General features: G+C 69.4%; 21 protein-coding genes, 1 tRNA gene and 1 pseudogene. 9 read left to right on the top strand and 14 right to left on the bottom strand.

Translation table 11 applies throughout. The annotated features are described in order from the left end of the window. Nucleotides 1-181: 181 nt before the first annotated feature. Nucleotides 182-1,693: a 30S ribosomal protein S1 gene (gene rpsA / locus DLJ58_RS01995; RefSeq protein ID WP_124774754.1), complete on the bottom strand. Its 1,512-nt coding sequence runs from the start codon at nucleotides 1,691-1,693 to the stop codon at nucleotides 182-184. 496 nt (nucleotides 1,694-2,189) lie between these two features. On the opposite strand from rpsA, the gene DLJ58_RS01990 reads away from it, so the two are divergent. The 3 genes and pseudogenes from DLJ58_RS01990 to DLJ58_RS01980 all read left to right on the top strand — a co-directional run. Continuing rightward, on the top strand, nucleotides 2,190-2,996 hold the full coding sequence (locus DLJ58_RS01990) for a class I SAM-dependent methyltransferase (protein WP_124853582.1): 807 nt from the start codon (nucleotides 2,190-2,192) through the stop codon (nucleotides 2,994-2,996). A gap of 117 nt (nucleotides 2,997-3,113) precedes the next feature. After that, on the top strand, nucleotides 3,114-3,332 hold the full coding sequence (locus tag DLJ58_RS01985) for a hypervirulence associated TUDOR domain-containing protein (protein WP_124853581.1): 219 nt from the start codon (nucleotides 3,114-3,116) through the stop codon (nucleotides 3,330-3,332). Next, nucleotides 3,319-3,663: pseudogene (locus tag DLJ58_RS01980) on the top strand (DUF3140 domain-containing protein); the annotation flags it as partial. The gene DLJ58_RS01985 and the pseudogene DLJ58_RS01980, both read left to right, overlap by 14 nt. 216 nt (nucleotides 3,664-3,879) lie before the next feature. On the opposite strand, the gene polA reads toward DLJ58_RS01980, so the two are convergent. Beyond that, complete coding sequence (gene polA / locus DLJ58_RS01975) at nucleotides 3,880-6,579, bottom strand: DNA polymerase I (RefSeq protein WP_124853579.1); 2,700 nt, start codon at nucleotides 6,577-6,579, stop codon at nucleotides 3,880-3,882. A gap of 220 nt (nucleotides 6,580-6,799) precedes the next feature. Between polA and DLJ58_RS01970 the strand changes: the two genes are divergently transcribed. Continuing rightward, nucleotides 6,800-7,108: a hypothetical protein gene (locus DLJ58_RS01970; protein ID WP_124853578.1), complete on the top strand. Its 309-nt coding sequence runs from the start codon at nucleotides 6,800-6,802 to the stop codon at nucleotides 7,106-7,108. Nucleotides 7,109-7,335: 227 nt separating this feature from the next. Here DLJ58_RS01970 and DLJ58_RS01965 read toward each other — a convergent pair whose 3' ends face one another. From DLJ58_RS01965 to DLJ58_RS01920, 10 genes are all read right to left on the bottom strand, one after another. Next, entirely contained in the window at nucleotides 7,336-8,148 is an 813-nt protein-coding gene (locus DLJ58_RS01965) for an amino acid ABC transporter ATP-binding protein (protein WP_124853577.1), read from the bottom strand. Continuing rightward, nucleotides 8,148-9,125 carry an amino acid ABC transporter permease gene (locus DLJ58_RS01960; protein WP_124853576.1) on the bottom strand — a complete coding sequence of 326 codons (978 nt, stop codon included), beginning with the start codon at nucleotides 9,123-9,125 and terminating at the stop codon, nucleotides 8,148-8,150. The genes DLJ58_RS01965 and DLJ58_RS01960 overlap by 1 nt, the downstream gene beginning before the upstream one ends. A 3-nt stretch (nucleotides 9,126-9,128) precedes the next feature. Beyond that, the gene (locus DLJ58_RS01955; RefSeq protein WP_124853575.1) at nucleotides 9,129-10,040 is read right to left on the bottom strand and encodes an ABC transporter substrate-binding protein; all 912 of its coding nucleotides are present in this window, start codon (nucleotides 10,038-10,040) and stop codon (nucleotides 9,129-9,131) included. Between the two features lie 37 nt (nucleotides 10,041-10,077). Next, complete coding sequence (locus tag DLJ58_RS01950) at nucleotides 10,078-10,788, bottom strand: ABC transporter ATP-binding protein (RefSeq protein ID WP_124853574.1); 711 nt, start codon at nucleotides 10,786-10,788, stop codon at nucleotides 10,078-10,080. Continuing rightward, nucleotides 10,778-11,569 (bottom strand): ABC transporter ATP-binding protein, encoded by a 792-nt coding sequence (locus DLJ58_RS01945; protein WP_167493670.1) that lies wholly within the window; start codon nucleotides 11,567-11,569, stop codon nucleotides 10,778-10,780. Before DLJ58_RS01945 ends, DLJ58_RS01950 begins: the two co-directional genes overlap by 11 nt. A 46-nt stretch (nucleotides 11,570-11,615) precedes the next feature. Continuing rightward, nucleotides 11,616-12,725: a branched-chain amino acid ABC transporter permease gene (locus DLJ58_RS01940; RefSeq protein WP_091407909.1), complete on the bottom strand. Its 1,110-nt coding sequence runs from the start codon at nucleotides 12,723-12,725 to the stop codon at nucleotides 11,616-11,618. Then, nucleotides 12,722-13,672 carry a branched-chain amino acid ABC transporter permease gene (locus tag DLJ58_RS01935; RefSeq protein ID WP_124853572.1) on the bottom strand — a complete coding sequence of 317 codons (951 nt, stop codon included), beginning with the start codon at nucleotides 13,670-13,672 and terminating at the stop codon, nucleotides 12,722-12,724. Before DLJ58_RS01935 ends, DLJ58_RS01940 begins: the two co-directional genes overlap by 4 nt. Before the next feature lie 109 nt (nucleotides 13,673-13,781). Beyond that, on the bottom strand, nucleotides 13,782-14,942 hold the full coding sequence (locus DLJ58_RS01930) for a branched-chain amino acid ABC transporter substrate-binding protein (RefSeq protein WP_124853571.1): 1,161 nt from the start codon (nucleotides 14,940-14,942) through the stop codon (nucleotides 13,782-13,784). A gap of 257 nt (nucleotides 14,943-15,199) precedes the next feature. Further along, nucleotides 15,200-16,372, bottom strand: coding sequence for a Kelch repeat-containing protein (locus DLJ58_RS01925; protein ID WP_124853570.1), 1,173 nt, complete (start codon nucleotides 16,370-16,372; stop codon nucleotides 15,200-15,202). 13 nt (nucleotides 16,373-16,385) lie between these two features. Continuing rightward, a complete protein-coding gene (locus tag DLJ58_RS01920) occupies nucleotides 16,386-17,006 on the bottom strand; it encodes an ANTAR domain-containing response regulator (RefSeq protein ID WP_112582684.1) in 621 nt (206 codons plus the stop codon). A gap of 83 nt (nucleotides 17,007-17,089) precedes the next feature. Between DLJ58_RS01920 and DLJ58_RS01915 the strand changes: the two genes are divergently transcribed. From DLJ58_RS01915 to DLJ58_RS01905, 3 genes are all read left to right on the top strand, one after another. Beyond that, a tRNA-Leu gene (locus tag DLJ58_RS01915) sits at nucleotides 17,090-17,172 on the top strand. 31 nt (nucleotides 17,173-17,203) lie between these two features. Further along, complete coding sequence (locus DLJ58_RS01910; protein ID WP_124853569.1) at nucleotides 17,204-17,953, top strand: transcriptional regulator; 750 nt, start codon at nucleotides 17,204-17,206, stop codon at nucleotides 17,951-17,953. Between the two features lie 91 nt (nucleotides 17,954-18,044). After that, nucleotides 18,045-18,695, top strand: coding sequence for an NAD-dependent epimerase/dehydratase family protein (locus tag DLJ58_RS01905; protein ID WP_124853568.1), 651 nt, complete (start codon nucleotides 18,045-18,047; stop codon nucleotides 18,693-18,695). Between the two features lie 3 nt (nucleotides 18,696-18,698). Here DLJ58_RS01905 and DLJ58_RS01900 read toward each other — a convergent pair whose 3' ends face one another. Continuing rightward, nucleotides 18,699-19,877 carry a trans-sulfuration enzyme family protein gene (locus tag DLJ58_RS01900; RefSeq protein WP_124853567.1) on the bottom strand — a complete coding sequence of 393 codons (1,179 nt, stop codon included), beginning with the start codon at nucleotides 19,875-19,877 and terminating at the stop codon, nucleotides 18,699-18,701. A gap of 83 nt (nucleotides 19,878-19,960) precedes the next feature. On the opposite strand from DLJ58_RS01900, the gene DLJ58_RS01895 reads away from it, so the two are divergent. Together DLJ58_RS01895 and DLJ58_RS01890 are read left to right on the top strand one after the other, a co-directional pair. Further along, nucleotides 19,961-20,440, top strand: coding sequence for an Lrp/AsnC family transcriptional regulator (locus DLJ58_RS01895; protein WP_124853566.1), 480 nt, complete (start codon nucleotides 19,961-19,963; stop codon nucleotides 20,438-20,440). Between the two features lie 72 nt (nucleotides 20,441-20,512). Beyond that, complete coding sequence (locus DLJ58_RS01890; protein ID WP_244218744.1) at nucleotides 20,513-21,523, top strand: LLM class flavin-dependent oxidoreductase; 1,011 nt, start codon at nucleotides 20,513-20,515, stop codon at nucleotides 21,521-21,523. Nucleotides 21,524-21,723: 200 nt separating this feature from the next. Here the strand turns inward: DLJ58_RS01890 and DLJ58_RS01885 are convergent. Further along, nucleotides 21,724-23,489 (bottom strand): rhamnogalacturonan lyase (locus tag DLJ58_RS01885; protein WP_148097966.1); only part of this gene is annotated, 1,766 nt, incomplete at its 5' end.

Genomic DNA, 23,489 nt, shown 5'->3' with positions numbered 1-23,489 from the left:
GAGTACCGGGCACGGCGAGTGCGGGGCACGGCGGGTACGGCGGGTACGGCGGGTACGGCGGGTACGGCGGGTACGGCGGGTACGGCGGGTACGGCGGGTACGGGGCACAGCGGGTACGGCGAGGGCCCCGCCCCCAGCGATCCGGAGATCGCGGGGACGGGGCCCGTCGTCGTTCAGCGGGTCACTTACCGCCGGCGAGCTTCTCCCGCAGTGCGGCGAGCGCCTCGTCGGTGGCCAGCGTGCCGGCCGGCTCCTCGGCCTGCCGGCTCGGGGCCGGGCTGGACGAGGAGGTGGTGCCACCGCCACCGCCGCCGCCAGCGGCCGGAACGACCGGAGTCGGGTTGGCGGCAGCCTCGGCGTCGGCGGCCCGAGAGGTCTGCACCTGCTTGGTGTGGGCCTCCCAGCGCAGACGAGCCTCGGCGTACTGGTTCTCCCAGGTCTCGCGCTGCTTGTCGTACCCCTCGAGCCACTCGCCCGTCTCCGGGTCGAAGCCCTCGGGGTAGATGTAGTTGCCCTCGGTGTCGTACGTCGCGGCCATGCCGTAGAGGGTCGGGTCGAAGTGCTCCTCGCCCTCGACGAAGCCCTCGTTGGCCTGCTTGAGCGACAGCGAGATCCGGCGGCGCTCCAGGTCGATGTCGATGACCTTGACCATGACCTCGGAGCCAACCTGGACGACCTGCTCCGGGATCTCCACGTGGCGCTCGGCCAGCTCGGAGATGTGGACCAGACCCTCGATGCCGTCGTCCACGCGGACGAACGCACCGAACGGAACCAGCTTGGTGACCTTACCCGGCACGATCTGCTGGATCGCGTGGGTGCGGGCGAACTGCCGCCACGGGTCTTCCTGGGTCGCCTTCAGCGACAGCGAGACCCGCTCGCGGTCCAGGTCGACGTCCAGGACCTCGACCTCGACCTCCTGGCCAACCTCGACGACCTCGGACGGGTGGTCGATGTGCTTCCAGGACAGCTCGGAGACGTGCACCAGACCGTCGACGCCGCCCAGGTCCACGAAGGCGCCGAAGTTGACGATCGAGGACACGACGCCCTTGCGGACCTGGCCCTTCTGCAGCTTGTTGAGGAACTCGGTGCGCACCTCGGACTGCGTCTGCTCCAGCCAGGCCCGGCGGGACAGGACCACGTTGTTGCGGTTCTTGTCCAGCTCGATGATCTTGGCCTCGAGCTCCCGCCCGACGTACGGCTGCAGGTCGCGCACACGACGCATCTCGACCAGGGACGCGGGCAGGAAGCCGCGCAGCCCGATGTCGAGGATGAGGCCGCCCTTGACCACCTCGATGACCGAACCGCGGACGACGCCGTCCTCGTCCTTGATCTTCTCGATCGTGCCCCAGGCCCGCTCGTACTGCGCCCGCTTCTTGGAGAGGATCAGACGACCCTCCTTGTCCTCCTTCTGGAGGACCAGGGCCTCGATGTGGTCGCCAACCGTCACAACCTCGGCGGGGTCCACGTCGTGCTTGATCGACAACTCCCGAGAGGGGATGACACCCTCGGTCTTGTAGCCGATGTCGAGCAGGACCTCGTCCCGATCGACCTTGACGACGGTGCCTTCGACAATGTCGCCGTCGTTGAAGTACTTGATGGTCTCGTCGATCGCGGCGAGGAATGCCTCCTCGGAACCGAGATCGTCGTGGGTGACCCGGGTGGCGCTCGAGGGGGCCTCGATGCTGCTCGTCATGTGGGCGGTTGCTCCGGTCGGTGGGTTGTCACAGCAGGCTGGTGTGTCGCAGTGACCTGTTCGCGCCAGCGGATCCGTCGCCGGGCACACCGAACGATCGCCTAGTGAGATCATGATGTGGCTCCGTCGACCGCGCACCTGCTCCCTGCCGAGGCAACGCGATCCGCGAGCGCATCGTCTAGCCTACCGTGCGCATTACCACAGCGTGCAAGCCCTCCCGGGTTCTCTTCATGCGATGACCTGCGAAAGCCGAACAATCGCCCGGAAAAGACCCCTGCTGTTTCCTGCGTCACAGCAGCCCCTCCCGCCCCGCCGGCGCGCACCGCGGAGGCCGCGCCTGACCGACCCGGCTTCCTGGATGTCGGCGCGGCCCACCGGCTCGGACAGCGCGACGGCACCGAAGACGAGCCGATCAGGCCGGCCGTGCGAGGGGTCGCGCAGATCGTGGACGCGCGCCGCCGTACCCAATGGGGTGGGTGGGGCCTAGCGTGAGCGCGTGGATGACGACAGCCGGGTTACCCGGCGCCGGGTGGGTGACGCCGAGGCCCGGCGCGCCAACCGCGGCTGGTGGGACACCGACGCCGACGACTACCAGGCCGAACACGGCGCGTTCCTCGGCGACGTGGACTTCGTGTGGTGCCCCGAGGGCCTTCGCGAGGCCGACGCCCGGCTGCTCGGCGACGTGTCGGGGCGGCGGGTGCTGGAGGTGGGCGCCGGCGCCGCGGCCGCCGCCCGCTGGCTTGCCACCCAGGGCGCCCGACCGGTCGCCTTCGACCTGTCCGCCGGCATGTTGCGGCACGCCGCCGAGGCCGCCGACCGCACCGGGGTACGCGTACCGCTGGTGCAGGCCGACGCGCTCGCCCTGCCGTTCGCCGACCGGTCGTTCGACGTCGCCTGCACCGCGTTCGGCGCGATCCCGTTCGTGGACGACTCGGCGGCGCTGCTCGCCGAGGTGCACCGGGTGCTGCGCCCGGGCGGTCGGTGGGTGTTCTCGGTGACCCACCCGATGCGGTGGATCTTCCTCGACGACCCCGGCGAGGGCGGCCTGACGGCTGTGCACTCGTACTTCGACCGCTCCCCGTACGTGGAGCAGGACGAGGCCGGCGTGGCCACCTACGTCGAGCAGCACCGCACCCTCGGCGACCGGATCCGCGAGCTGGTCGGCGCCGGGTTCCGGCTGCTGGACCTGGTGGAGCCGGAGTGGCCGGAGGGTCACGAGGGGATCTGGGGGCAGTGGAGCCCGCTGCGCGGACGACTCTTCCCCGGCACCGCCATCTTCGTCACCGAGAAGCCCGCCGACTGAGCGCCGCACCCGTCGTCCGACGTGATCGAGCTGGCCGAGCCGTTCGACATCAAGCTGCCGATCGCTGAGATCACCCTGTAGTCGTTTCTCCCCGGCCGGGTCGGGTAGCCGAGGACCATGGCCGAACAGAGATTCCACCAGGGCGATCATGTCTCCTGGTCGGCCCATGGCAGCCGCGCGTACGGCGTGGTGCAGGGGACGATCACCGAACGGACGCGGATCCGCGGGCGGGCCGTGAACGCGGCCCCCGAGGACCCGCAGTACCGGGTCCGCAGTGACGGCACGGGCCGCGACGTGGCCCACCGCCCCGAGGCGCTGCGCCATGAGCAGAAGTGACGATGGCCGGGACACCTACCGGGAGTTCACCGAGGCGGTGAACATGAAGCCCGGTGAGCTGTCCACGTGGCTGGAGACCGACGAGTCGAAGCAGGTCGGCTGGCACAAGGGCGGTCGCGCCGGTGGTGGCGAATCCGTCGGGCACGAATCCGGTCGGAAGATCATCAACCTGCTCCGCCGCAAACGCGGTGACCTGTCCGAGGGCGACTACAAGCACATGCGCAAGGTGGTCGGCTACGTACGCCGGCACATGGCGCAGCGCCCCTCCGGCAACGTCCGCGACACCAAGTGGCGCTGGTCCCTCATGAACTGGGGCCACGACCCGATGAAGTAGGAACCGGCGCGCGGCCGTCGGTGCACGCCGGGCGCTGTGGGGACGGACGGGCGGCGCGGGGGCTCCGCTCGATCTAATTAGCGCGTACCACGCCTACGGCCGCGACCAGGACGACCCGGTCAGGGGTTCCGGGGCAGCCCCACCCACGCAGGGATCAAGCCTGACCGCCCGGAGTGGGTCGGGCTGCCCCGGAACCCCACCCGCAACCCAGAATCAGTGATCGGCGCTGTTCCAGTCCCGGCCCAGACCGACCGACACCTCCAGCGGCACGGACAACGGGTAAGCCTCGCCCATCTCCCGCCGGACCAGCGCCTCCAACGACTCCCGCTCACCCGGGGCGACTTCGAAGACCAACTCGTCGTGCACCTGCAACAGCATCCGTGAGCCCAGCCCGGCCTCGGCGAGCGCGGTGTCGACGTGCAGCATCGCCACCTTGATGATGTCGGCGGCGGAGCCCTGGATGGGGGCGTTGAGCGCCATCCGCTCCGCGATGTCGCGGCGTTGCCGGTTGTCGCTGACCAGGTCGGGCAGGTAGCGGCGTCGGCCGAGGATGGTGGAGGTGTAGCCGTCCTGGCGGGCCCGGGCGACCACCTGCTGGAGGTAGTCGCGCACCCCGCCGAAGCCGGCGAAGTAGTTCTCCATCAGCCCGCGCGCCTCTTCGGTGCTGATGCTGAGCTGTTGGGACAGGCCGAAGGCGCTCAGGCCGTACGCCAGGCCGTAGTTCATGGCCTTGATCTTGCGGCGTTGGTCGGGGGTCACCTCGTCGAGTGGCACCCCGAAGACCGACGAGGCGGTGGCGGCGTGGAAGTCGGCGCCGGAGTTGAACGCCTCGATCAGCGCGTCGTCCGAGCTGAGGTGCGCCATGATGCGCATCTCGATCTGGCTGTAGTCGGCGGTGAGCAGAGACTCGTAGCCCTCCCCCACCACGAAGGCCCGACGGATCCGACGGCCCTCCTCGGTGCGGATCGGGATGTTCTGCAGGTTGGGCTCGGTGGAGGAGAGCCGACCGGTGGCCGCCACGGTCTGGTTGAAGGTGGTGTGGATCCGGCCGTCGTCGGAGACCGATTTCAACAGCCCGTCGACTGTCGACTTGAGCTTGGCCACGTCCCGGTGACGCAGCAGGTGGGCCAGCACCGGGTGCGGCTGTTGCGCGTAGAGCCACTGCAGGGCATCGGCGTCGGTGGTGTAGCCCGTCTTGATCTTCTTGGTCTTCGGCAGACCCAGCTCGGTGAAGAGGATCTCCTGCAACTGCTTGGGCGAGCCGAGGTTGAACTCCCGACCCACCGCCTCGTACGCGCCCTGCGCGGCGGCCTTCACCTCGGCGGCGAAGTGGGCCTCCAGCTCGGAGAGATAGTGGGTGTCGGCGGCGATGCCGGTGCTCTCCATGGTGGCCAGCACCCGCATCAGCGGCAGCTCCACGCCGGCCATCAGCCGGGCGGACTGCTCGCCGTCGCGGGACAGCTCGGCGTCGATCGCGTCGGCCAGGTCGAGGGTGGCCCGGGCCTGGAGCATCAGGTTCTGCTCGACCACCCCTTCGTCGCCGAGGCCGTCGAGGGTGAGCTGGCCGGACTCCGGGACGTCCACCCGCAGCTCCCGGTGCAGGTAGCGCAGCGCCAGGTCGGTCAGGTCGTAGGACCGCTGGTCGGGGCGGGCCAGGTACGCGGCGATCTGGGTGTCCCTGACGATGCCGGCGAGCTGCCAGCCGTGCGCGGCGCAGGCCAGCACGGCCGGCTTGCTGTCGTGCAGCACCTTGGGGCGCTGCGCGTCGGCCAGCCAGCCGGCCAGGGCGCCCTCGTCGGTCGGGTCGAGCTGCGCCGGGTCGACCCAGGCAGCCGCGCCGCCGGCGGTGGCCAGCGCGAGACCGGTGATCGAGGCGGTGTGCCGGCGGTTGGGGCCGGTGTCGAGCTTGACCGCCAACCCGACCGGGGTGCCGGTCGGAACGTGCGTGGTCAGCCACCCGGCCAGCGCACCGGGCTCGGTGAGCACCTCGCCGGTGAGGTCGAAGCCGGACTCGGCCTCCGGCTCGACCGCCTCCAGGTACTGGTAGAGACGGTCGCGCAGGATGCGGAACTCCAGGGTGTCGAAGACCTGGTGCACCGCCTCCCGGTCCCAGCCCGTCCAGCGGGTGTCCTCCGGGCGCAGCGGCAGCTCCAGGTCGGCGACGAGGCGGTTGATCTCGTAGTTGCGGATCACGTCGGCGAGCCGCTCCCGCAGGCTGTCGCCGGCCTTGCCCTTGATCTCGTCGGCCCGGGCGATCACGCCCTCCACCCCGCCGTACGTGGTGATCCACTTGGCCGCGGTCTTCGGGCCGACGCCCGGGATGCCGGGCAGGTTGTCACTGGTCTCGCCGACCAGCGCGGCGAGGTCCCGGTACTGCTGTGGCGGAACGCCGTACTTCGCCTCGATCGCCGCCGGGTCCATCCGGGCCAGGTCGGAGACGCCCTTACGCGGGTAGAGGACGGTGATCTGATCGTCGACCAGCTGGAACGCGTCGCGGTCGCCGCTGCTGATCAGCACCGACATGCCCTGGTCGCGGGCCTGGCAGGCGAGCGTGGCGATGACGTCGTCGGCCTCGAAGCCCTCTTTCTCCACCACCGGGATCTGCAGCGCGGCCAGGACCTCCTTGACCAGGCTGACCTGGCCCTTGAAGTCGGTCGGGGTCTCACTGCGGCCGGCCTTGTACTCCGCGTACTTGTCGGTGCGGAAGGAGTGGCGGGAGACGTCGAAGGCCACGACGATGTGGGTGGGCTGCTCGTCGCGCAGCACGTTGATCAGCATCGAGGTGAAGCCGTACACCGCGTTGGTCGGCTGCCCCGTCGTGGTGGAGAAGTTTTCCACAGGCAAGGCGAAGAAAGCCCGGTATGCCATGGAATGTCCGTCGACGAGGAGCAGGCGCGGTGTCGTAGCTGTCACGGCAGCGACTCTAGTCCGTAGCCCTGACAGATCCGCCGACCACCTCGCGCTGAGGGGTCACCACCTCAACCACTTCGCGAGCTGAGGTCGAACGGTGCGGCCGGCAGGACCTCTACCGGCCGCATGCCCGTCGTCGGCGACGACCCTGCCGCCGAACGGGGCAGCGACAATGGCGGCCATCGATTAGTTTGATCGCAACGTCGATCAACGGGGGTTTCGAATGCGTAAGACGATCATGCAAGTCGTCGTGGCGATGCTTGTCGCGGTGGGTGGGCTCACGGCCACGGCCGCCCCGGCTCAGGCGGGTGGCTGGATCACCATGTCCTTCTACTATCCCTCGGAGGAGAAGCAATGCGAGGCCGACGGCAAAGCGAAGGTGGCCGCCGGTTACACCACCTACTGGTGCATGCCGGGGTTTAGCGGCGACCGTCCAGTCGCGGCTGAGCGCATCGCCGGTTCGGCAACCACCCAGGCTGACGGCTGTCGGTGCGGTACGCGCGGCTTCTGGCTCCGGCTCTACATTTCCTAGCCCGATTCGGCAAGATGGCGAAACGCTTGGCGGTTCCTCCGCCGGAGCGCGTGTGCGCGCTCCGGATCCAACTGACCGACAGGGCGCGGATCCCGGTCTGATGGATGCGAGCCGGCCGGTGAGGGGCACCCCTCACCGGCCGGCTCGTTCGTTTCGCAGGGGCTGTCAGGCCACGCCGAGGTACGCCTTATTGACCGCCGGGTCGTGCAGGAGTTCCTGACCCCGGCTCAGAGCACCTTGGCCAGGAACGCCTTCGTCCGGTCGTGCCGGGGGTTGGCGATCACCTCGCGCGGCGGGCCGGACTCCACCACCACGCCGTCGTCCATGAAGACCAGCGAGTCGCCGACCTCCCGGGCGAAGCCGATCTCGTGGGTCACCACGATCATCGTCATGCCGTCGCGGGCCAGGTCCTTCATCACGTCGAGCACCTCGCCGACCAGCTCCGGGTCCAGCGCGCTGGTGGGCTCGTCGAAGAGCATCAGCTTCGGCTGCATGGCCAGGGCCCGGGCGATGGCCACCCGCTGCTGCTGCCCGCCGGAGAGCTGCCCAGGGTAGTTGCCCAGCTTGTCGCCCAGCCCGACCCGTTGGAGGAGCGCGGCGGCCCGGTCCCGGGCGGCGCCCTTGCGCTCCCGGCCCGTCAGCACCGGCGCCTCGGCGACGTTCTGCAGGGCGGTCATGTGCGGAAAGAGGTTGAACCGCTGGAACACCATGCCGATCGCGCGGCGCTGGGCGGCGATCTCCTTCTCCCGCATCTCGTGCAGCTTGCCGCCGCGCTCCCGGTAGCCGATCAGGTCGCCGTCCACCCGGATCCGGCCAGCGTTGATCTTTTCCAGATGGTTGATGCAGCGCAGGAACGTCGACTTGCCCGAGCCGGAGGGCCCGAGCAGACAACAGACCTCGCCGCTGCGGACCTCCAGGTCGATGCCCTTGAGCACCTCCACCGGCCCGAACGACTTGTGCACCTGCTCGGCGCGGACCATCACGCCGTCGCCGGCCGTTCCCGCGGCCCCCGCCGCCGGTGTCGTCGTCACCTGTGTCATCAGCGACCCGCCTCGCTCGCGCTACCGCCGGCCTCCGCGGTGATCCCGCGCAGTCTGATCTTCGCTTGGGCGCTCTTGCCGAACCCCTTGGAGAAGTGCCGCTCCAGGTAGTACTGCCCGACGAGCAGCACGCTGGTCAGCAGCAAGTACCACAGGCAGGCCGCCACGTACATCGGGAAGACCTGGAAGGTCCGGTTACCCACGGCCTTGAGCTGGAAGAACAGCTCGGTGGAGACCGGCACGAAGGCCACCAGCGAGGTGTCCTTGAGCATCGCGATGGTCTCGTTGCCGGTCGGCGGGATGATCACCCGCATCGCCTGCGGCAGCACGATGCGCCGCAGGATCTGGGTACGGCTCAGGCCCAGCGCCTGTGCCGCCTCGGTCTGCCCCTCGTCGACCGACTGGATCCCGGCCCGAACGATCTCGGCCATGTACGCCGCCTCGGAGAGCCCGAGCGCCAGCATGCCGGCCACGAATCCCGTGAGGATCTCCAGCGCGGAGAAGCCGAACAGACGTGCCTCGAAGTCGTCGACGCCGAAGAGCGCGCCGATCTGCCGATCGAACGGGAGCCCGAACTCGATCCGGGCCCAGAGGATGCCGAGGTTGCCGAAGAGGATCGCCAGCACCAGCCGGGGCACCGCTCGGAAGAACCAGGTGTACGCCCAGGAGACGCCCCGCAGGATCGGGTTCTCCGACAACCGCATGATGGCGACGACAACGCCGAGACTGACGCCGATCACCATCGCGAGCACGGTCAGCGCGAGCGTGCCGCGCAGACCCTCCATGATCGGCGGCCGGAACATCTCGTCGACCATGAACGCCCAGTTGAACGCCTTGTTCGTCACCAGCAGGTGGACGAACATGGCCACCAGCACCCCGATCACGGCGACCGCTACCCAACGCCCGGGATGCCGGACGGGCACGGCCTGGATGGGTTCCGGCCGTGCCCGTTCGGTTGTGTCCGTTTCCAACGACATGCGTCAGTTGGCGGGGTTCAGCGCCGAGGTGGTGATGGCGCCACCCTCGACGCCCCACTTCTTCAACGCGGTCTGGTACGAGCCGTCAGCGATGACCGCCTGGACGGCCTCCTTGAGCACCTCGGCGAAGGCGGTCTGGTCCTTCTTGACGGCGTAGCCGTACGGGGCGGACTCGTAGATCTCGCCGACGACCTCCAGCGAGCCGTTGCTCTGCTTCACCGCGTACGCCCCGACCGGCGAGTCGGCCAGCATGGCGTCGTTCTTGCCGCTGAACACGGCGGCCGTGGCGTCGCTCTGCGCCTGGTACTGGTCGATGGTGATCGCCGGCTTGCCGCCGGTGGTGCACTTCTTCGACCGGGCGGTGATGTCGTCGAACTGCACGGTGCCGGTCTGCACGGCGATCTTCTTGCCGCAGGCGTTCTCAATGTCGATCTTGGCCGCGTTGCCGGCCTTGGTCACCCACTGGGTGCCTGCGGAGAAGTAGCTCACCATGTTGACGCTCTTGAGCCGCTCGGCGTTGATCGTGAACGACGACACGCCGATCTCGTACTTGCCGGAGTCGACACCGGGCAGGATCGCGTCGAAGGGCGACGACTCGTACTCGGCCTTGAGACCCAGCTTCTGCGCCACCGCGTTGAACAGCTCGACGTCGAAGCCGACCACCGTCTTGCCGTCGGCGTCGAGGAACTCCGCCGGGGCGTACGTCGAGTCGGTGCCGACCTTGATCACACCGTCGGACTTGATGGCGTCGGGCACCTTCCCGGCCAGCGCCGAGTCGGCTGCAGCCGTGACGGTCGGACCGGCACCGGGCGAGCCGCTGTTCTCCTTCTCCCCACACGCCGTCAGCGAGAGGGCGATCAGCGCCGCACTGGCGGCACCGAGCGCCGCCCGGCGGGCACCGTTGGTATTGAACATGTCTCTGCACTCCTTGCGTGAGGGGTGTGACGGCCGCTCAGGCCACGCCGAGGTATGCCTCTTTGACCGCCGGGTCGTGCAGCAGCTCGGCGCCGGTTCCGGTCTTGACGATCTTGCCGGTCTCGAGCACGTACGCCCGGTGCGCTCGGGCCAGCGCCTGCTGCGCGTTCTGCTCCACCAACAGGACGGTGGTGCCCTGCTCGTTGATCTCCTTGATGATGTCGAAGATCTGTTGGATCAGCATTGGCGCCAACCCCATCGAGGGCTCGTCGAGCAACAGCAGCTTGGGCCGGCTCATCAACGCCCTACCGACCGCCAGCATCTGCTGCTCGCCGCCGGAAAGGGTACCTCCGGCCTGCTTACGTCGCTCCGCCAGCCTGGGGAAGAGGTCGAGCACCCGGGCCAGGTCCTCGGCGATTCCGGCGCGGTCGCGCCGGGTGTACGCCCCCATGTCCAGATTCTCGAGCACCGACATGCCGGGGAAGATCCCCCGGCCCTCGGGAGCCTGGCAGAGCCCCCGCCGGACCCGCAGGTCGGCCCGGAGCTTGGAGATGTCCTCGCCCTCGAAGCGAATGCTGCCGGTGGCGATCGGCCGAATCCCGGAGATCGCCCGCATGGTGGTCGACTTCCCGGCGCCGTTGGCACCGATCAGCGCGACGATCTCACCCTCGGCCACGGTCAGGCTGATGCCGTGCAGCGCCTGGATCCGCCCGTAGAGCAGGCTCACATCCTCGATCTCAAGCAACATCGTCCGGCACCCCCAGGTACGCCGCGACCACCTTCGGGTTGTCCCGCACCTCGGCGGGCAGCCCCTCGGCGATCTTCTTTCCGAACTCCAGCACGACGATCCGGTCAGTGACGCCCATGACCAGGCGCATGTCGTGCTCGATCAGCAGCACGGTCACGCCGGTGTCCCGGACCTGCCGGATGAGCTGGAGCAGCTCCTCCTTCTCCGCCGGGTTGAAGCCGGCGGCCGGCTCGTCCAGGCAGAGCAGCACCGGATCGGTGGCCAGCGCCCGGGCGATCTCCAACCGCCGCTGCTCCCCGTAGGAGAGGTTGCGGGCGAACTCGTGCAGCCGGTGCCGGATGCCGACGAACTCCAGCAGCCGCTCGGCCTTCTCCCGTCCCTCGCGCTCCTCGCGCCGGTGCCGAGGCAACCGGAACAGAGCGGAGAGCACGCTGGTCTTGTGGTGCGCGTCCGCGCCGACCTGGACGTTCTCCAGGGCGGTCATCTCCGGGAACAGACGGATGTTCTGGAACGTCCGGGCCATACCCATCTGAGTGATCTGGTGGCGCTTCTTCCCGCTGATCTTGCCGCCACGGAACCGGATCTCACCCTTGGTGGGCTGGTAGATGCCGGTCATCGCGTTGAAGCAGGTGGTCTTGCCAGCGCCGTTCGGGCCGATCAGCCCGAGGATCTCACCCTTGTAGAGAGTGAAGTTGACGTTGTCGAGCGCGACCACGCCGCCGAAGCGCAGCGTGACGTCGTCGACCTCCAGCAGCGGCTCCCGGCTGGGGACCGCCTCCATCGCCGGCGCGCCGGCCTGCGCCGGAACAGCCGGCGTCTGATCGGTGTCACTCACCGACGATCACCTCCTTGCGACGGTCTTTGAACTCCGCCGCCCGTCGTCGGTTCGGAATCAGGCCCTCCGGCCGGAAGATCATCATCACCACGAGGACCAGACCGAAGATCAGGAACCGGTACTCGTACAGCTCCACGCCGAACAGCTCGATGCCGCGGAACCGCTCGATCATGTACGCCACCAGGCCGCCACCGACGATCGCGCCGACGATGTTGCCCGAACCACCGAAGATCACCGCCGCCAGGATGATGATCGAGTTGAGCAGCTCGAAGTTCTGCGAGTTGACGAAGTTCTGCTTACCCGCGAAGAGCGCGCCGGCCAGGCCGGCGATCGCGGCACCCGAGGCGAACGCCCAGAGCTTGAACTTGAACGTCGGCACACCCATCAGCTGCGCCGCGTCCTCGTCCTCCCGGATCGAGATCCAGGCCCGACCGACCCGACTGTGCGTCAGGTTCCGCACACCGATCACCACCAGGATGATCAGCGTGAGCACCAGCCAGTAGTACGGCCGGGCGTCCAGCACGCCGAAGAACGGCTTGCCGTCGGCGTACTTGCCGGGCGGGTGCGGGATCTGGTTGAAGCCCCGCTGGCCCTTGAGGAACTCCGAGCTGACCGCGGCGATCCGGATCATCTCGGCGAAGCCGAGCGTCACGATCGCCAGGTAGTCGCCACGCAGTCGCAGCGTCGGCGTACCGAGCATCACACCCGAGAGCATGGTCAGCCCGATCGCCAGCGGCACCACGAGCAGCCACGGCCAGAGCGTCTTGAGGTTGCTGCTCGGCGAGGTCAGCACCGCGACGGTGTACGCGCCGACGGCGAAGAAGCCGAAGTAGCCCAGGTCGAGCAGGCCGGCGAAACCGACCACGATGTTCAACCCGACGGCCAGCAGCACGTAGATCGAGACGGTGAACAGCACCTGCGTGAAGTTCGCACCGGGGGTCGGGATCGGCCCGAGATACTGGTAGAACTCCCTGTTCGGCAGCGCGTAGAAGAACGCGATCACCGCGACCAGCAGCGCCCAGCGCACCCAGCGCGGCGCGCCACGCCACCGTTCTCCGGCCGCCTCGCGGCCGGAACGCACCCTCTCCAGGACGGTCGTCATGCCCGTGCCCTCCCCAGCGATTCGCCCAGCAGACCGGTCGGCCGGAACATCAGCAGCACCACCAACACCGCGAAGGCAGCGAAGTCCTTCCACTGACTGCCGAACAGACCTGCGGCGTAGTTCTCCACCACGCCCAGCAGCAGGCCACCGATCAGCGCGCCGCGCAGGTTGCCGATACCACCCAGCACCGCGGCGGTGAAGGCCTTGAGCCCCAGCAGGAAACCGACGCTGTAGGTCAGGGTCTGGATCCGCACGTCGTAGAGCAGACCGGCCACGCCGGCCATGGAACCACCGGTGATGAAGACCATCAGGATGATCCGGTCCTTGTTCACACCCATCAGCGCGGCGGTGTTGGCGTCCTGGGCCACGGCCCGGATGCCCCGGCCGGTACGGCTGCGGTTGATGAAGAGGTCCAGCAGGACCATCATCAGCAGCGCCGCGCCGATCGTCAGCAGTTGCACCGAGTCGATCGGCACGCCGAAGAGGTGGAACAGCGGTTTGCTGCTCACCAGACTGGGCGCGCCCTCCGGCAGTCGGCGGGTCCAGATGCCGAAGGCCTCGGAGATCGCGATCGAGGCGCCGATCGCAGTGATCAGGAAGGCCAGCGGCGGGGCGTTGCGCTTACGCAACGGCCGGTACGCCACCCGCTCGATCACCGTCGCGGTGCCCGCCGAGGCGATGGCGGCGACGATCATCGCCACCAGCAGGTAGAACAGGATCGATCCAACCCCGCTGACCTGTGAGTTCTGGTCGAGTCCAAAGCCGTTCCAGGTCCAGATCGCCGCGAACGCGCCGGCGATGAAGACCTCGGAGTGAGCGAAGTTGATGAGTCTCAACACGCCGTAGACCAGCGTGTAGCCGAGCGCGACCAGGGCGTAGATCGCGCCCTGGGTCAGGCCGGTCGTGGTGAGTTCCCCGAAGTTGGAGAACAGTCCATTGAAGTCCAAGGGAGGGACGCTCCATCACGTCTGGAGAGAAAATTGGGGTGCGGCCGGGAGCGAGCAGCTCCCGGCCGCACCCGCGATCACAACTCAATCGCCGTAGCAGCGACCAACATCAGGACTTCGGGATCTCCTGATCCGGGACAACCTTGCCGCCGGTGACCTTGAAGGCCCAGACCTTGACCTGTGCCGGGTCCAGCTCGCCGGTCTCGGTGAACTTGTAGCTCGCCGCGACACCCTCGCCGCTGTAGCCCTTCACGAACTCCAGCAGGCCCTCACGGGTGGTCTTGCCAGCCTTGATGCCGGCCAGCAGGATGTTCGCCGCGTCGTAGGCGGTGTCGCTGTAGGTGCCCGGGTCGGTGCCGTGGAGCGCCTTGAACTCCTGCACGAAGGTGCCCCGGGCCTCAGCGGCCGGCGCGCACGGGCAGGTGAGGATGGTGCCCTCGGCCGCCGCCTGACCAGCGGAGGTGATGTACGCACCGTCGTTGACGCCGTCGCCGGCGACCAGCGGCGCGGTGACCCCGGCAGCGGTGAGCTGCTTACGGATCAGGCCGGCCTCCTGGTAGTAACCGCCGTAGAAGATCGCCTTCACGTTGGCGGCCTTGACCTTGGTGACCACGCCGGAGAACTCGGTCTGCTTGCCCTCGCCCTGGACCTTGTCCGAGCCGACAACCGCCGAGCCGAGCACCTTCTTGACCTCGTCGGCCAGGCCGGCGCCGTACGCGGACTGGTCGTCGATGACGTAGACCTTGTCGGCCTTCATCACGTTCTTCATGTAGTTGCCGGCCGCCGGGCCCTGGCTGAAGTCGTTGCCGACCGCGCGGAAGAAGGTCTTCCACTTCTGGTCGGCCAGGCTCGGCCGGGTCGCGGACGGGGTGATGGTCACCAGGCCGGCCTCGCTGAACAGCGGGCCGGCCGCCTCGGACTCACCCGAGTACGCCGGGCCGACGATGCCAAGGATCTTGGTGTCGTCGATCGCCTTCTGCGCCAGACCAGGCGCCTGGTCGGGGCTGCCCTGCGAGTCCAGGCCGGCCAGCTCGACCTTGCAGTCGGCGTTTTCCTTGTTGTACTTGTCGACGGCGAGCTTGACACCGTTGTTCTCGTTGATGCCGAGCGCGGCCGAGCTGCCGGTCAGCGCGCCGAAGAATGCGATCTTGCTGCCGCAGGCGTCACCGCCCCCGCCTGCCGCATCGTCGCCACTGGAGCATGCGGTTCCGCCGGCGACGAGCGCCACCATGGCGACCCCACCGATAACGCGCGCGAGCTTTTGCCTCAAGGCCCGAACCCTCCTCGTCCCATGGTCCGAACCACCCGCTGGCTATTGGCCCTTGCGGGGGCGGACGAACCAGACCGTCGTCGCCGGTCTGGGGCCGGACGTTATCCCACCGTGGAGCTGTGACGTAAGCCCCAAGCGAGCGGGTTGACCGAACCGTTACACGCCGTGGCGGATTGGAAACGATCCCTGTAAGAACCTTCGGTCGTGAAGCATTTTCACCTTTGTTTCTTCGGCGCCGGCCAGCGGGCTTCCGTCAGCTACCGATCAAGGTCCGACACCCCCGCCCACCAGGCACGCGACGTTTTCCCATCGTCCGTCACCAGCAGCAGTCGATCTCCCGTCGAGGTCACCGCGACCGCAGTGTCTCCGCTGTCCGGTACCGGCTGCGGCATGGTCATCACCCGCCATGACTCGCCCACATCGACCGAGAGCCACAGTGCGTGACGGTCCCCGTCCCTCGTCACCGCCACCAACCTCTGCCCGACGGCCACCAGCCCGGCCGCCGACGCCACACCTGGTCCGGCCGCCCCGAATCCGCCCGCAGGCCGCCAGCCCTGCGGGGTCAGCCGCCAACTGCCGAATCCAGCCCGCACCGGCCCGACCGCCACCGGCACGCCGCCAAGCACCGTCACCCGTTGCGCCTGCCCCCGCCCGTCCACCACCGGCAGGGCGGCCCGCTGCCAGCTCCGGCCGTCCGCCGAGGACCAGGCCAGCGGCGCCAGCGCGGTACCCCCGGGCGGCAGCAGCGCACCCACCATCAGCCAGCCCGACGGCACGGCGACCGCGTCGTACGCCGCCGTCCGCCCCCGCTCGTCACCAGCCAGCTCCGGTGCGCCCTCCACCAGCGCGAACCCGGCCGCGTCCGGGGAGATCCAGACCGCCGCACCGTCGATCCGAGTACCGGCGATCAACCAGCCCTGCGGCCCCGCCGCCAGCCGGGCCACGTTGACCGCGCGCGGCCCGGCGTACCGCTCGAAGGGCGCGTCCACCTCGTGCAGCGTGCCGTCCGACGCCTGCCGCCAGGTGCCGGTGCGAGGATTGCCGTGCGCGCCCCCGCTCTTCGCCCCGACCGCCGCCAGCCGTCCGTCCCGGCAGGCCGCCGCGGAGAGCACGTGCTGTCGGCCGTAGAACGTCACCGGCGCCGTCGGCAGCGGCACCCAGGACATGGCGTCCGGGCTGCTCCAGGCGGCCGGGCGGGTCTCCCCGGCCAGATCGACCACGCCGCCGACCACGTACCACCGGCCGGCACAGGCGGTGGCGTCGCGCAGCACCGGTCGACCCGGAACACCCGGCGTGTCCGGCAGGACCACCGACTGCCAGGCCGGCCGGACCGGTCGCGGCGGCTCCTCGCAGTCGGGACAGGCCGCGGCCTGACAGGCGGCCACCAGCACGGCGACAACGCCGAGCACTGCCCCCATCCGCCGCGACATGAATCGACGCCGGTCAGGGTGCCGGGAGGGTCACCTCGCCGCCGGCGGTCTCCGCGAGGATCCGCTCGGCAACCTCTTTCATGGTCATCCGGTGGTCCATCGCCGTGCGCTGGATCCACTTGAACGCCTGCGGCTCGGTCATCCCGTACGTGGTCATCAGCGCGCCCTTGGCGCGCTCCACCGACTTACGGATCTCCAGGCGGTCGGTCAGGCTCGCGACCTCCGCCTCCAGGGCCGCGACCTCCGAGTAACGCGACAGCGCGATCTCCACCGCCGGGACCAGGTCGCTCTTCTGGAAGGGCTTCACCAGGTACGCCATGGCGCCCGCCGCCCGCGCCCGCTCCACCAGATCACGCTGGCTGAACGCGGTCAGGATGATCACCGGGGCGATCCGGGCACCGGCGATGCGCTCGGCGGCGGCCAGCCCGTCCATGATCGGCATCTTGATGTCGAGGATGACGAGGTCGGGCTTCAGCTCCTCGGCGAGGCGTACGGCTGTCTCGCCGTCACCGGCCTCCCCCACCACCTCGTAACCCTCTTCGACCAGCATCTCGGCGAGGTCCAGCCGGATCAGCGCCTCGTCCTCGGCGATCAGTACGCGCCTACGCTCGGCATCCGTCGGCATCTCAGCCACCAGCCCTACCCCCACCATCGATCACTGCACGGCTACCACCCATGCTCCCGCATGAGAGTAGTCGGGTACAGTAGGCGCCACCCGCCGGGATGGTGGAACGGCATACACGGAAGTCTCAAACACTTCTGCCCGAAAGGGCTTGCGGGTTCGAATCCCGCTCCCGGCACTTTGTCATACACGTGTTCGACGATGTGTGCGTGCATCCACCGCAGATGCGGGCACAGGCCCGCGCCCTCCGCGCTCGCGGACACAACATCCACGCAGTAGCTCGCACGCTCTCCCTGCCGTACGCGACCGTCTGGCACTGGTGTGTCGATCGACCGGAACCGGTGAAGCGCGGCACGGAGCTTCGGTGCTTCCGGTGCCGGTCGGATGTCGAGAATCCGACCGACCCCGCTGCCTACGCCTACCTGCTCGGTCTCTACCTGGGCGACGGTCATCTGGCCGTCTCACCGAAGGTCCCGGTGCTGCGGATTGCTTGCACGGCGACGTATCCGGATCTCATCGACGCGTGCGAGGCCGCCATGCTCGCGGTGCTCGCCGCGCGTGTGCAAAGGATCACCAAGCAGGGCTGCGTCTCGGTCGAAAGCAGTGGGGTGCACTGGCCCTGCCTGCTCCCGCAGCACGGTCCGGGCAAGAAGCACGAGCGACCGATCGTCCTCGCCGACTGGCAACGACCGATCATCGAACAGCACCCCGGCGACTTCCTGCGTGGGCTGTTCCACTCCGACGGCTGCCGCATCGCCAACCGGGTCACGACGAGAGGCCGGCACTACATCTACCCGCGCTACATGTTCGTCAACGAGTCGGCCGACATCATGCGGCTCTGCCAGTGGAGCCTCGACCTGCTCGGCGTCGCCTGGCGAATGAACCGACGCAACTCGCTGTCGGTGGCGCGCCGCGGCGCCGTCGCCACGCTGGACCGGCACGTCGGCCCCAAGTCCTGACCGGCACCGCCCGGATCACGCCGACCGTGGCAGCCTGGCTGATGCGCCGCCGGATGGCCGGTGGCAGTTGCGGCGACAGGGGTGCGATCTGATGCGGGTGGTTGTCTTCGGTGCGACCGGGATGGTCGGTCAGGGCGTGTTGCGCGAGTGCCTGCTCGCCGACGACGTGCGGGAGGTGCTCACTGTCGGTCGGCGGCCGACCGGTGCGCGTGATCCGAAGCTGCGGGAGCTGACGGTCGCGGACGTGGGCGACTTGGACGCGGTGCGGGCCGAGTTGACCGATGTGGACGCATGTTTCTACTGCCTGGGGGTGTCCTCACTGGGTCTGGACGAGGCCGCGTACACGCGGGTCAGCTACGACTACCCCCTCGCTGCGGCACGGTTGTTGGCCGAGGTGAGCCCGCAGGTCACCTTCGTCTACGTCTCGGGTCAGGGCACCGATTCGTCGGGTCAGGGTCGGGTGATGTGGGCGCGGGTCAAGGGGCGCGCCGAGAACGCGATCATGGATCTTCTGCCCAACGGTTACGCGGCGCGGCCGGGGTTCATCCAGCCGACGTACGGGGCCGTGTCGAAGACGCGGTGGTACCGGTTCGGGTACGCGGTCACCCGCCCGCTGTTTCCGGTGCTGCGTCGCTTGCTGCCGAACCAGGTCACCACGACCGACGGGATCGGTCGGGCAATGTTGCGGGTGGCCCGGGAGGGTTCGCCGGTGCGGGTGTTGGGCAACCGCGAGCTGCGCTGAGGGTCAGGCGATCGTGTCGAGGGCGTGGGCCAGGTCGGCACGCAGGTCTTCGGGGTCTTCGAGGCCGACCGAGAGGCGCAGCAGGGCGGCAGCGGGTTTGGCGTCGCCCTCGACCGGCCGGTGGGTGAGTGAGGCGGGGTGCTGGATGAGGCTGTCCACGCCGCCGAGGGACACCGCGTGGGTGATGAGGCGGCAGGCGCCGGCGACGGCGGCCGCGGCGGGCGCGCCGCCGCGTACCTCGAAGGCGAGCAGGCTGCCGGGTCCGGACATCTGCCGCCCGACCAGCGCCGCCGGGTCGTGCACCGAGGGGTGGTGCACCCGGTGTACGGCGGGGTGGTCGGCGAGCCAGCCGGCGACCTTCTCGGCGGTGGCCTGTTGGGCGCGGACCCGCAGCGGCAGGGTTTGCAGGCCGCGGTGCAGCAGGTAGCCGCCGAGGGGGTGCAGGATCGCGCCGGTGACCGCGCGGACCTGGCGCAGGCGTACGGCCCAGGTGTCGTCGCAGGCGACGACGCCGGCGAGGACGTCGCCGTGTCCGCCGATGCTCTTCGTGGCGCTGTGCAGGACGAGGGTGGCGCCGTGGCGGGCGGGTTGTTGCAGTACGGGGGTGGCGACGGTGTTGTCGACCAGCAGTGGGATGTCGCCGGCCGCGGCGGCGAGGGCGGCGATGTCGACCAGGTCGAGGGTGGGGTTGGCGGGTGTCTCGACGATGACCAGTGCGGTGTCGGGGCGGATGGCGGCGGCGACCTCGTCGGGGCGCGTCCAGGTGACGGTGGTGCCGAGCAGGCCGGTGGCGAGGACGTGGTCGGTGCCGCCGTAGAGGGGTCGGACGGCGACGACGTGTCGGCGGTCGTCGCGGGCGGCGGCGAGCAGGGTGGCGGTGAGGGCGGCCATTCCGCTGGCGAAGGCGACGGCCTGGGCGGTGCCTTCCAACTCGGCGAGGGCGGTTTCGAAGCGGGCGACGGTGGGGTTCCAGAGCCGTTGGTAGACGGCGCCGCCGTCGGCGGGGAGCGTGCCGCCGGTGGCGAGTTGCTCGTACGCGGCGCCGCCGTCGTCGACGGAGGGCAGCGGGTTGGTGGTCGACAGGTCGATGGGTGGTACGTGCACGCCGAGGGTGCGCAGGTCGTCGCGGCCGGCGTGGACGGCCCGGGTGTCCATCGTTGTCATGGCGGTAGCGTCGAACATCTGGCCTCTGATGGGCAACGGTTCGGCAGATGATTCTGCAAATCGGGCTGGTTTTCGTGTTGGATTCGGGCGAGGATAGCTCAATGCCCCCTGAGCCGAATGATCTGCGGCCGTACCCGGCCCTGGATGAGGTGGACCGCGCGATCCTGGCCGAGCTGGCGGCGGATGGCCGCCTGCCGAACAACGCCCTCGCCGAGCGGGTGGGTGTGGCGCCGTCGACGTGCCTGACGCGTACCCGGGCGCTGCGCGAGCGCGGTGCGATCCGTGGGTTCCACGCCGAGGTGGATCCGGCGGCGCTCGGTCTGCCGTTGCAGGCGTTGGTGTCGGTGCGGTTGACCGCGCACGAGCGGGCGGCGGTGGACGCGTTCCGGGCCCGGTCGGTGCGGCTGCCGGGGGTGGTGTCGGTGTTCCACGTGGCCGGTGCGGAGGACTACGTGCTGCATGTGCGGGCGGCGTCCGGCGACGCGTTGCGGGACTTCGTGCTGGACCATCTGGCTGTGGACCCGGTGGTGCAGCACACGCAGACCAGTCTGATCTTCGAGCAGGCGCGCGGGATGGGCTGAGCGACGGGTGAGGTGGCCGACGAAAACCCGCATGTTGGAACAAAGCCGGTCGGTGACGGGTTGGCTGACCGTGTGATCACCGTACCGTTGTCTGTTCTTGATCTTGCCCCGGTCGCCAAGGGCACCACCGCTGGCGCGGCGTTGCAGGCCACCACGGAGCTGGCCCGCCGCACCGAGGAGTTGGGCTACCACCGGTTCTGGGTGGCCGAGCACCACAACATGCCGGCGATCGCCAGCTCCGCCCCCGCGGTGCTGCTGGCGCACCTGGCGGCGAACACCTCGACGATCCGGCTGGGGTCGGGTGGGGTGATGCTGCCCAACCACGCGCCGCTGGTGGTGGCCGAGCAGTTCGGCACCCTGGAGGCGCTGCACCCGGGTCGGATCGACCTGGGCATCGGGCGGGCGCCGGGCACCGACCAGGTGACCGCGCTGGCGTTGCGGCGCACCATGGAGGGCCTGTCGGCGGAGGGCTTCCCGCGCGAGCTGACGGACCTGATGAACTACTTCAGCGGGGAGAAGCCGGGGCAGATCATCGCCACGCCGGGCCGCGGTGAGCAGCCGGCCGTGTGGCTGTTGGGCTCCAGCGGTTTCAGCGCCCAGCTCGCCGGTCTGCTCGGTCTGCCGTTCTCCTTCGCGCACCACTTCAGCTCGCAGAACACCCTGCCGGCGTTGGCCCTGTACCGGCAGAACTTCCGGCCGTCGCAGTGGCTGGACAAGCCGTACGCGATGGTGGCGGTCAACGCCGTGTGCGCGGAGACCGACGAGCGGGCCGAATGGTTGGCCGGGCCGAGCGCCCTGTCGTTCTTGAAGTTGCGCTCCGGGCGGCCGGAGCCGCTGTCCACGCCCGACGAGGCGGCGGCCTACCCGTACTCGGAGATCGAGCGGGAGTTCGTCCTGGCGCGCCGTGACGGCCAGGCGTTGGGCTCGCCGGAGACGGTGCGTCGGCAGCTGACCGACCTGGTGGAGCGCACCGGCGCGGACGAGCTGATGCTGACCACGCTGGTGTACGACGTGCAGGACCGGGTGCGGTCGTACGAATTGATCGCCGAGCAGGTGGCGGGCGGTCTACGCCAGGGCGCGTGAAACACGATCTTCACGTCGGCGTCACCCCGCCGACCCGGACGGTGCCTAATGTTGGTGCCGGTGGTGGTACGGCATTCCCGGTCGGGACGGGTTGGGAATGCCGCGGTGTGGCGCACCGGGCCGGAGCTGAGCGGATTCCGCGGCTGCGGCCCGGTGCCTGCCACCCTAGGCGACCCCGCTCGGGACCGCCAGGGGCTGCATCACCGTAGGTGGATGTCTGGCGTGGGCGGGGTGCCCATTCCGTTGCCGATGAAGAACCCCGGGTGCGGCGGTTGGTTGTAGGCGGTGTTCTGCCACGCGATCGCCACCCGATACTGCGGGTCGTGCATCAGGGTGTAGATCCGGGTGCTGGTCGGGGTGGGTGTGCTGTAGATGCGCAGCGCCCGGCTGTCGGTGGTCCGCCAGATCACCTCCTCGCGCCAGTCGCCCAGGATGTCGCCGGAGAGCGCCGGCGTGGACTTGGTGCCGTTGTTGGAAGCCACCCCGCTGCCGTCGAGCAGCCGGGTCTCGCCGCCGGTGCCGTACTTGTCGATCTTCGTGCCGTCGAGCAGTTCCCGCACCGGGTCGCCGTCCCACCAGGCGAGGAAGTTGGCCGAGGACGGCTTGCGCCCGACGTTCTGCCCCCTGGTGTTGGCCAGTCCGGCGACCGCTGACGACCACGACTCCGCGCCGGGGCTGCCCGCCCAGATGTCCGCGGAGACGCCCCGGCCGTTGTCACCGGACGCCGGCGTGGACCAGAGGACCTGACCGGTACGGGCGTCGGCGAAGTAGGAGCTGGGCTTGCTGGCGTCCTCGTCGACCTTGAACACCTCCAGGCCGGCGCGGCCCGGGTCCAGGTCCCCCACGTGCAGGGCGTCGCCGTGGCCGTTGCCCGTCGAGTGGAGCAGCCGGCCGTTGTCGTCGATGGTGGCGGCCCCGTACACGATCTCCTGGCGACCGTCGGCGTCGACGTCGGCCACGGAGAGCTGGTGGTTGCCCTGACCGGCGGCGGCGCCGTTGCCGGAGGAGTTCGAGTCGAACGTCCAGCGCTTGGTCAGCGTGCCGTTGCGGAAGTCCCAGGCGGCGATCACCGCGCGGGTGTAGTAACCCCGGGCCATGATCAGCGAGGGGCGCTGCCCGTCCAGGTACGCGGTGCCGGCGAGGAACCGGTCCACCCGGTTGCCGTACGAGTCGCCCCAGGACGACACGGTGCCGCGCGGCGGGTCGTAGTTGACGGTGGAGGCGACCGCGCCGGTCTGCCCGTTGAACATGGTCAGGTACTCCGGGCCGGAGAGCACGTAACCGCTGGAGTTGCGGTGGTCCGCCGACGACGAACCGATGAGCTGACCGGTGCCGGAGCGGGTGCCGTCGGCGGTCTTCATGGCCACCTCGGCGCGGCCGTCGCCGTCGTAGTCGTACACCTGGAACTGGGTGTAGTGGGCGCCGGCCCGGATGTTGCGGCCCAGGTCGACCCGCCACAACCGGGTGCCGGTAACGGTGTACGCGTCGACGTAGACGTTGCCGGTGTAGCCGGACTGGGAGTTGTCCTTGGCGTTCGACGGTTCCCACTTGAGCACGATCTCGTAGTTGCCGTCGCCGTTGAGGTCACCGACGGAGGCGTCGCTGGCGCTGTAGGAGTAGCTCTCGCCGCTGGGGGTGCTGCCCCCGGCCGGGACCTGCAACGGCACGTCCAGGTAGCCCGCGCCGAACTGCAACGCCGGTGGTGACGCCGCCTGCTCGGCGCCGCCCACCACGGCCCGCACGGTGTACGCCGAGCCGGCCGCCGCGCCGCTGTCGAGGTAGTTGGTGGCGCCGGTGATCGGGCTGGCGTTGACCTTGGTGGTTCCCCGGTAGAGGTTGAACTCCACTCCGGAGGTCTCGGTGCCGAGCAACCGCCAGGAGACCAGGTTGCCGCTGCCGGAGCGGACGCTGACCAGCCCTCGGTCCAGCTTCTCCATCTGCACCGCCCCGGCCGACGGCGGAGGCG

Origin of the sequence: Micromonospora arida, assembly GCF_003857035.1 — a bacterium.
Lineage (GTDB): Bacteria > Actinomycetota > Actinomycetes > Mycobacteriales > Micromonosporaceae > Micromonospora > Micromonospora arida.
This window is presented reverse-complemented; position numbering and strand designations above follow the sequence as displayed.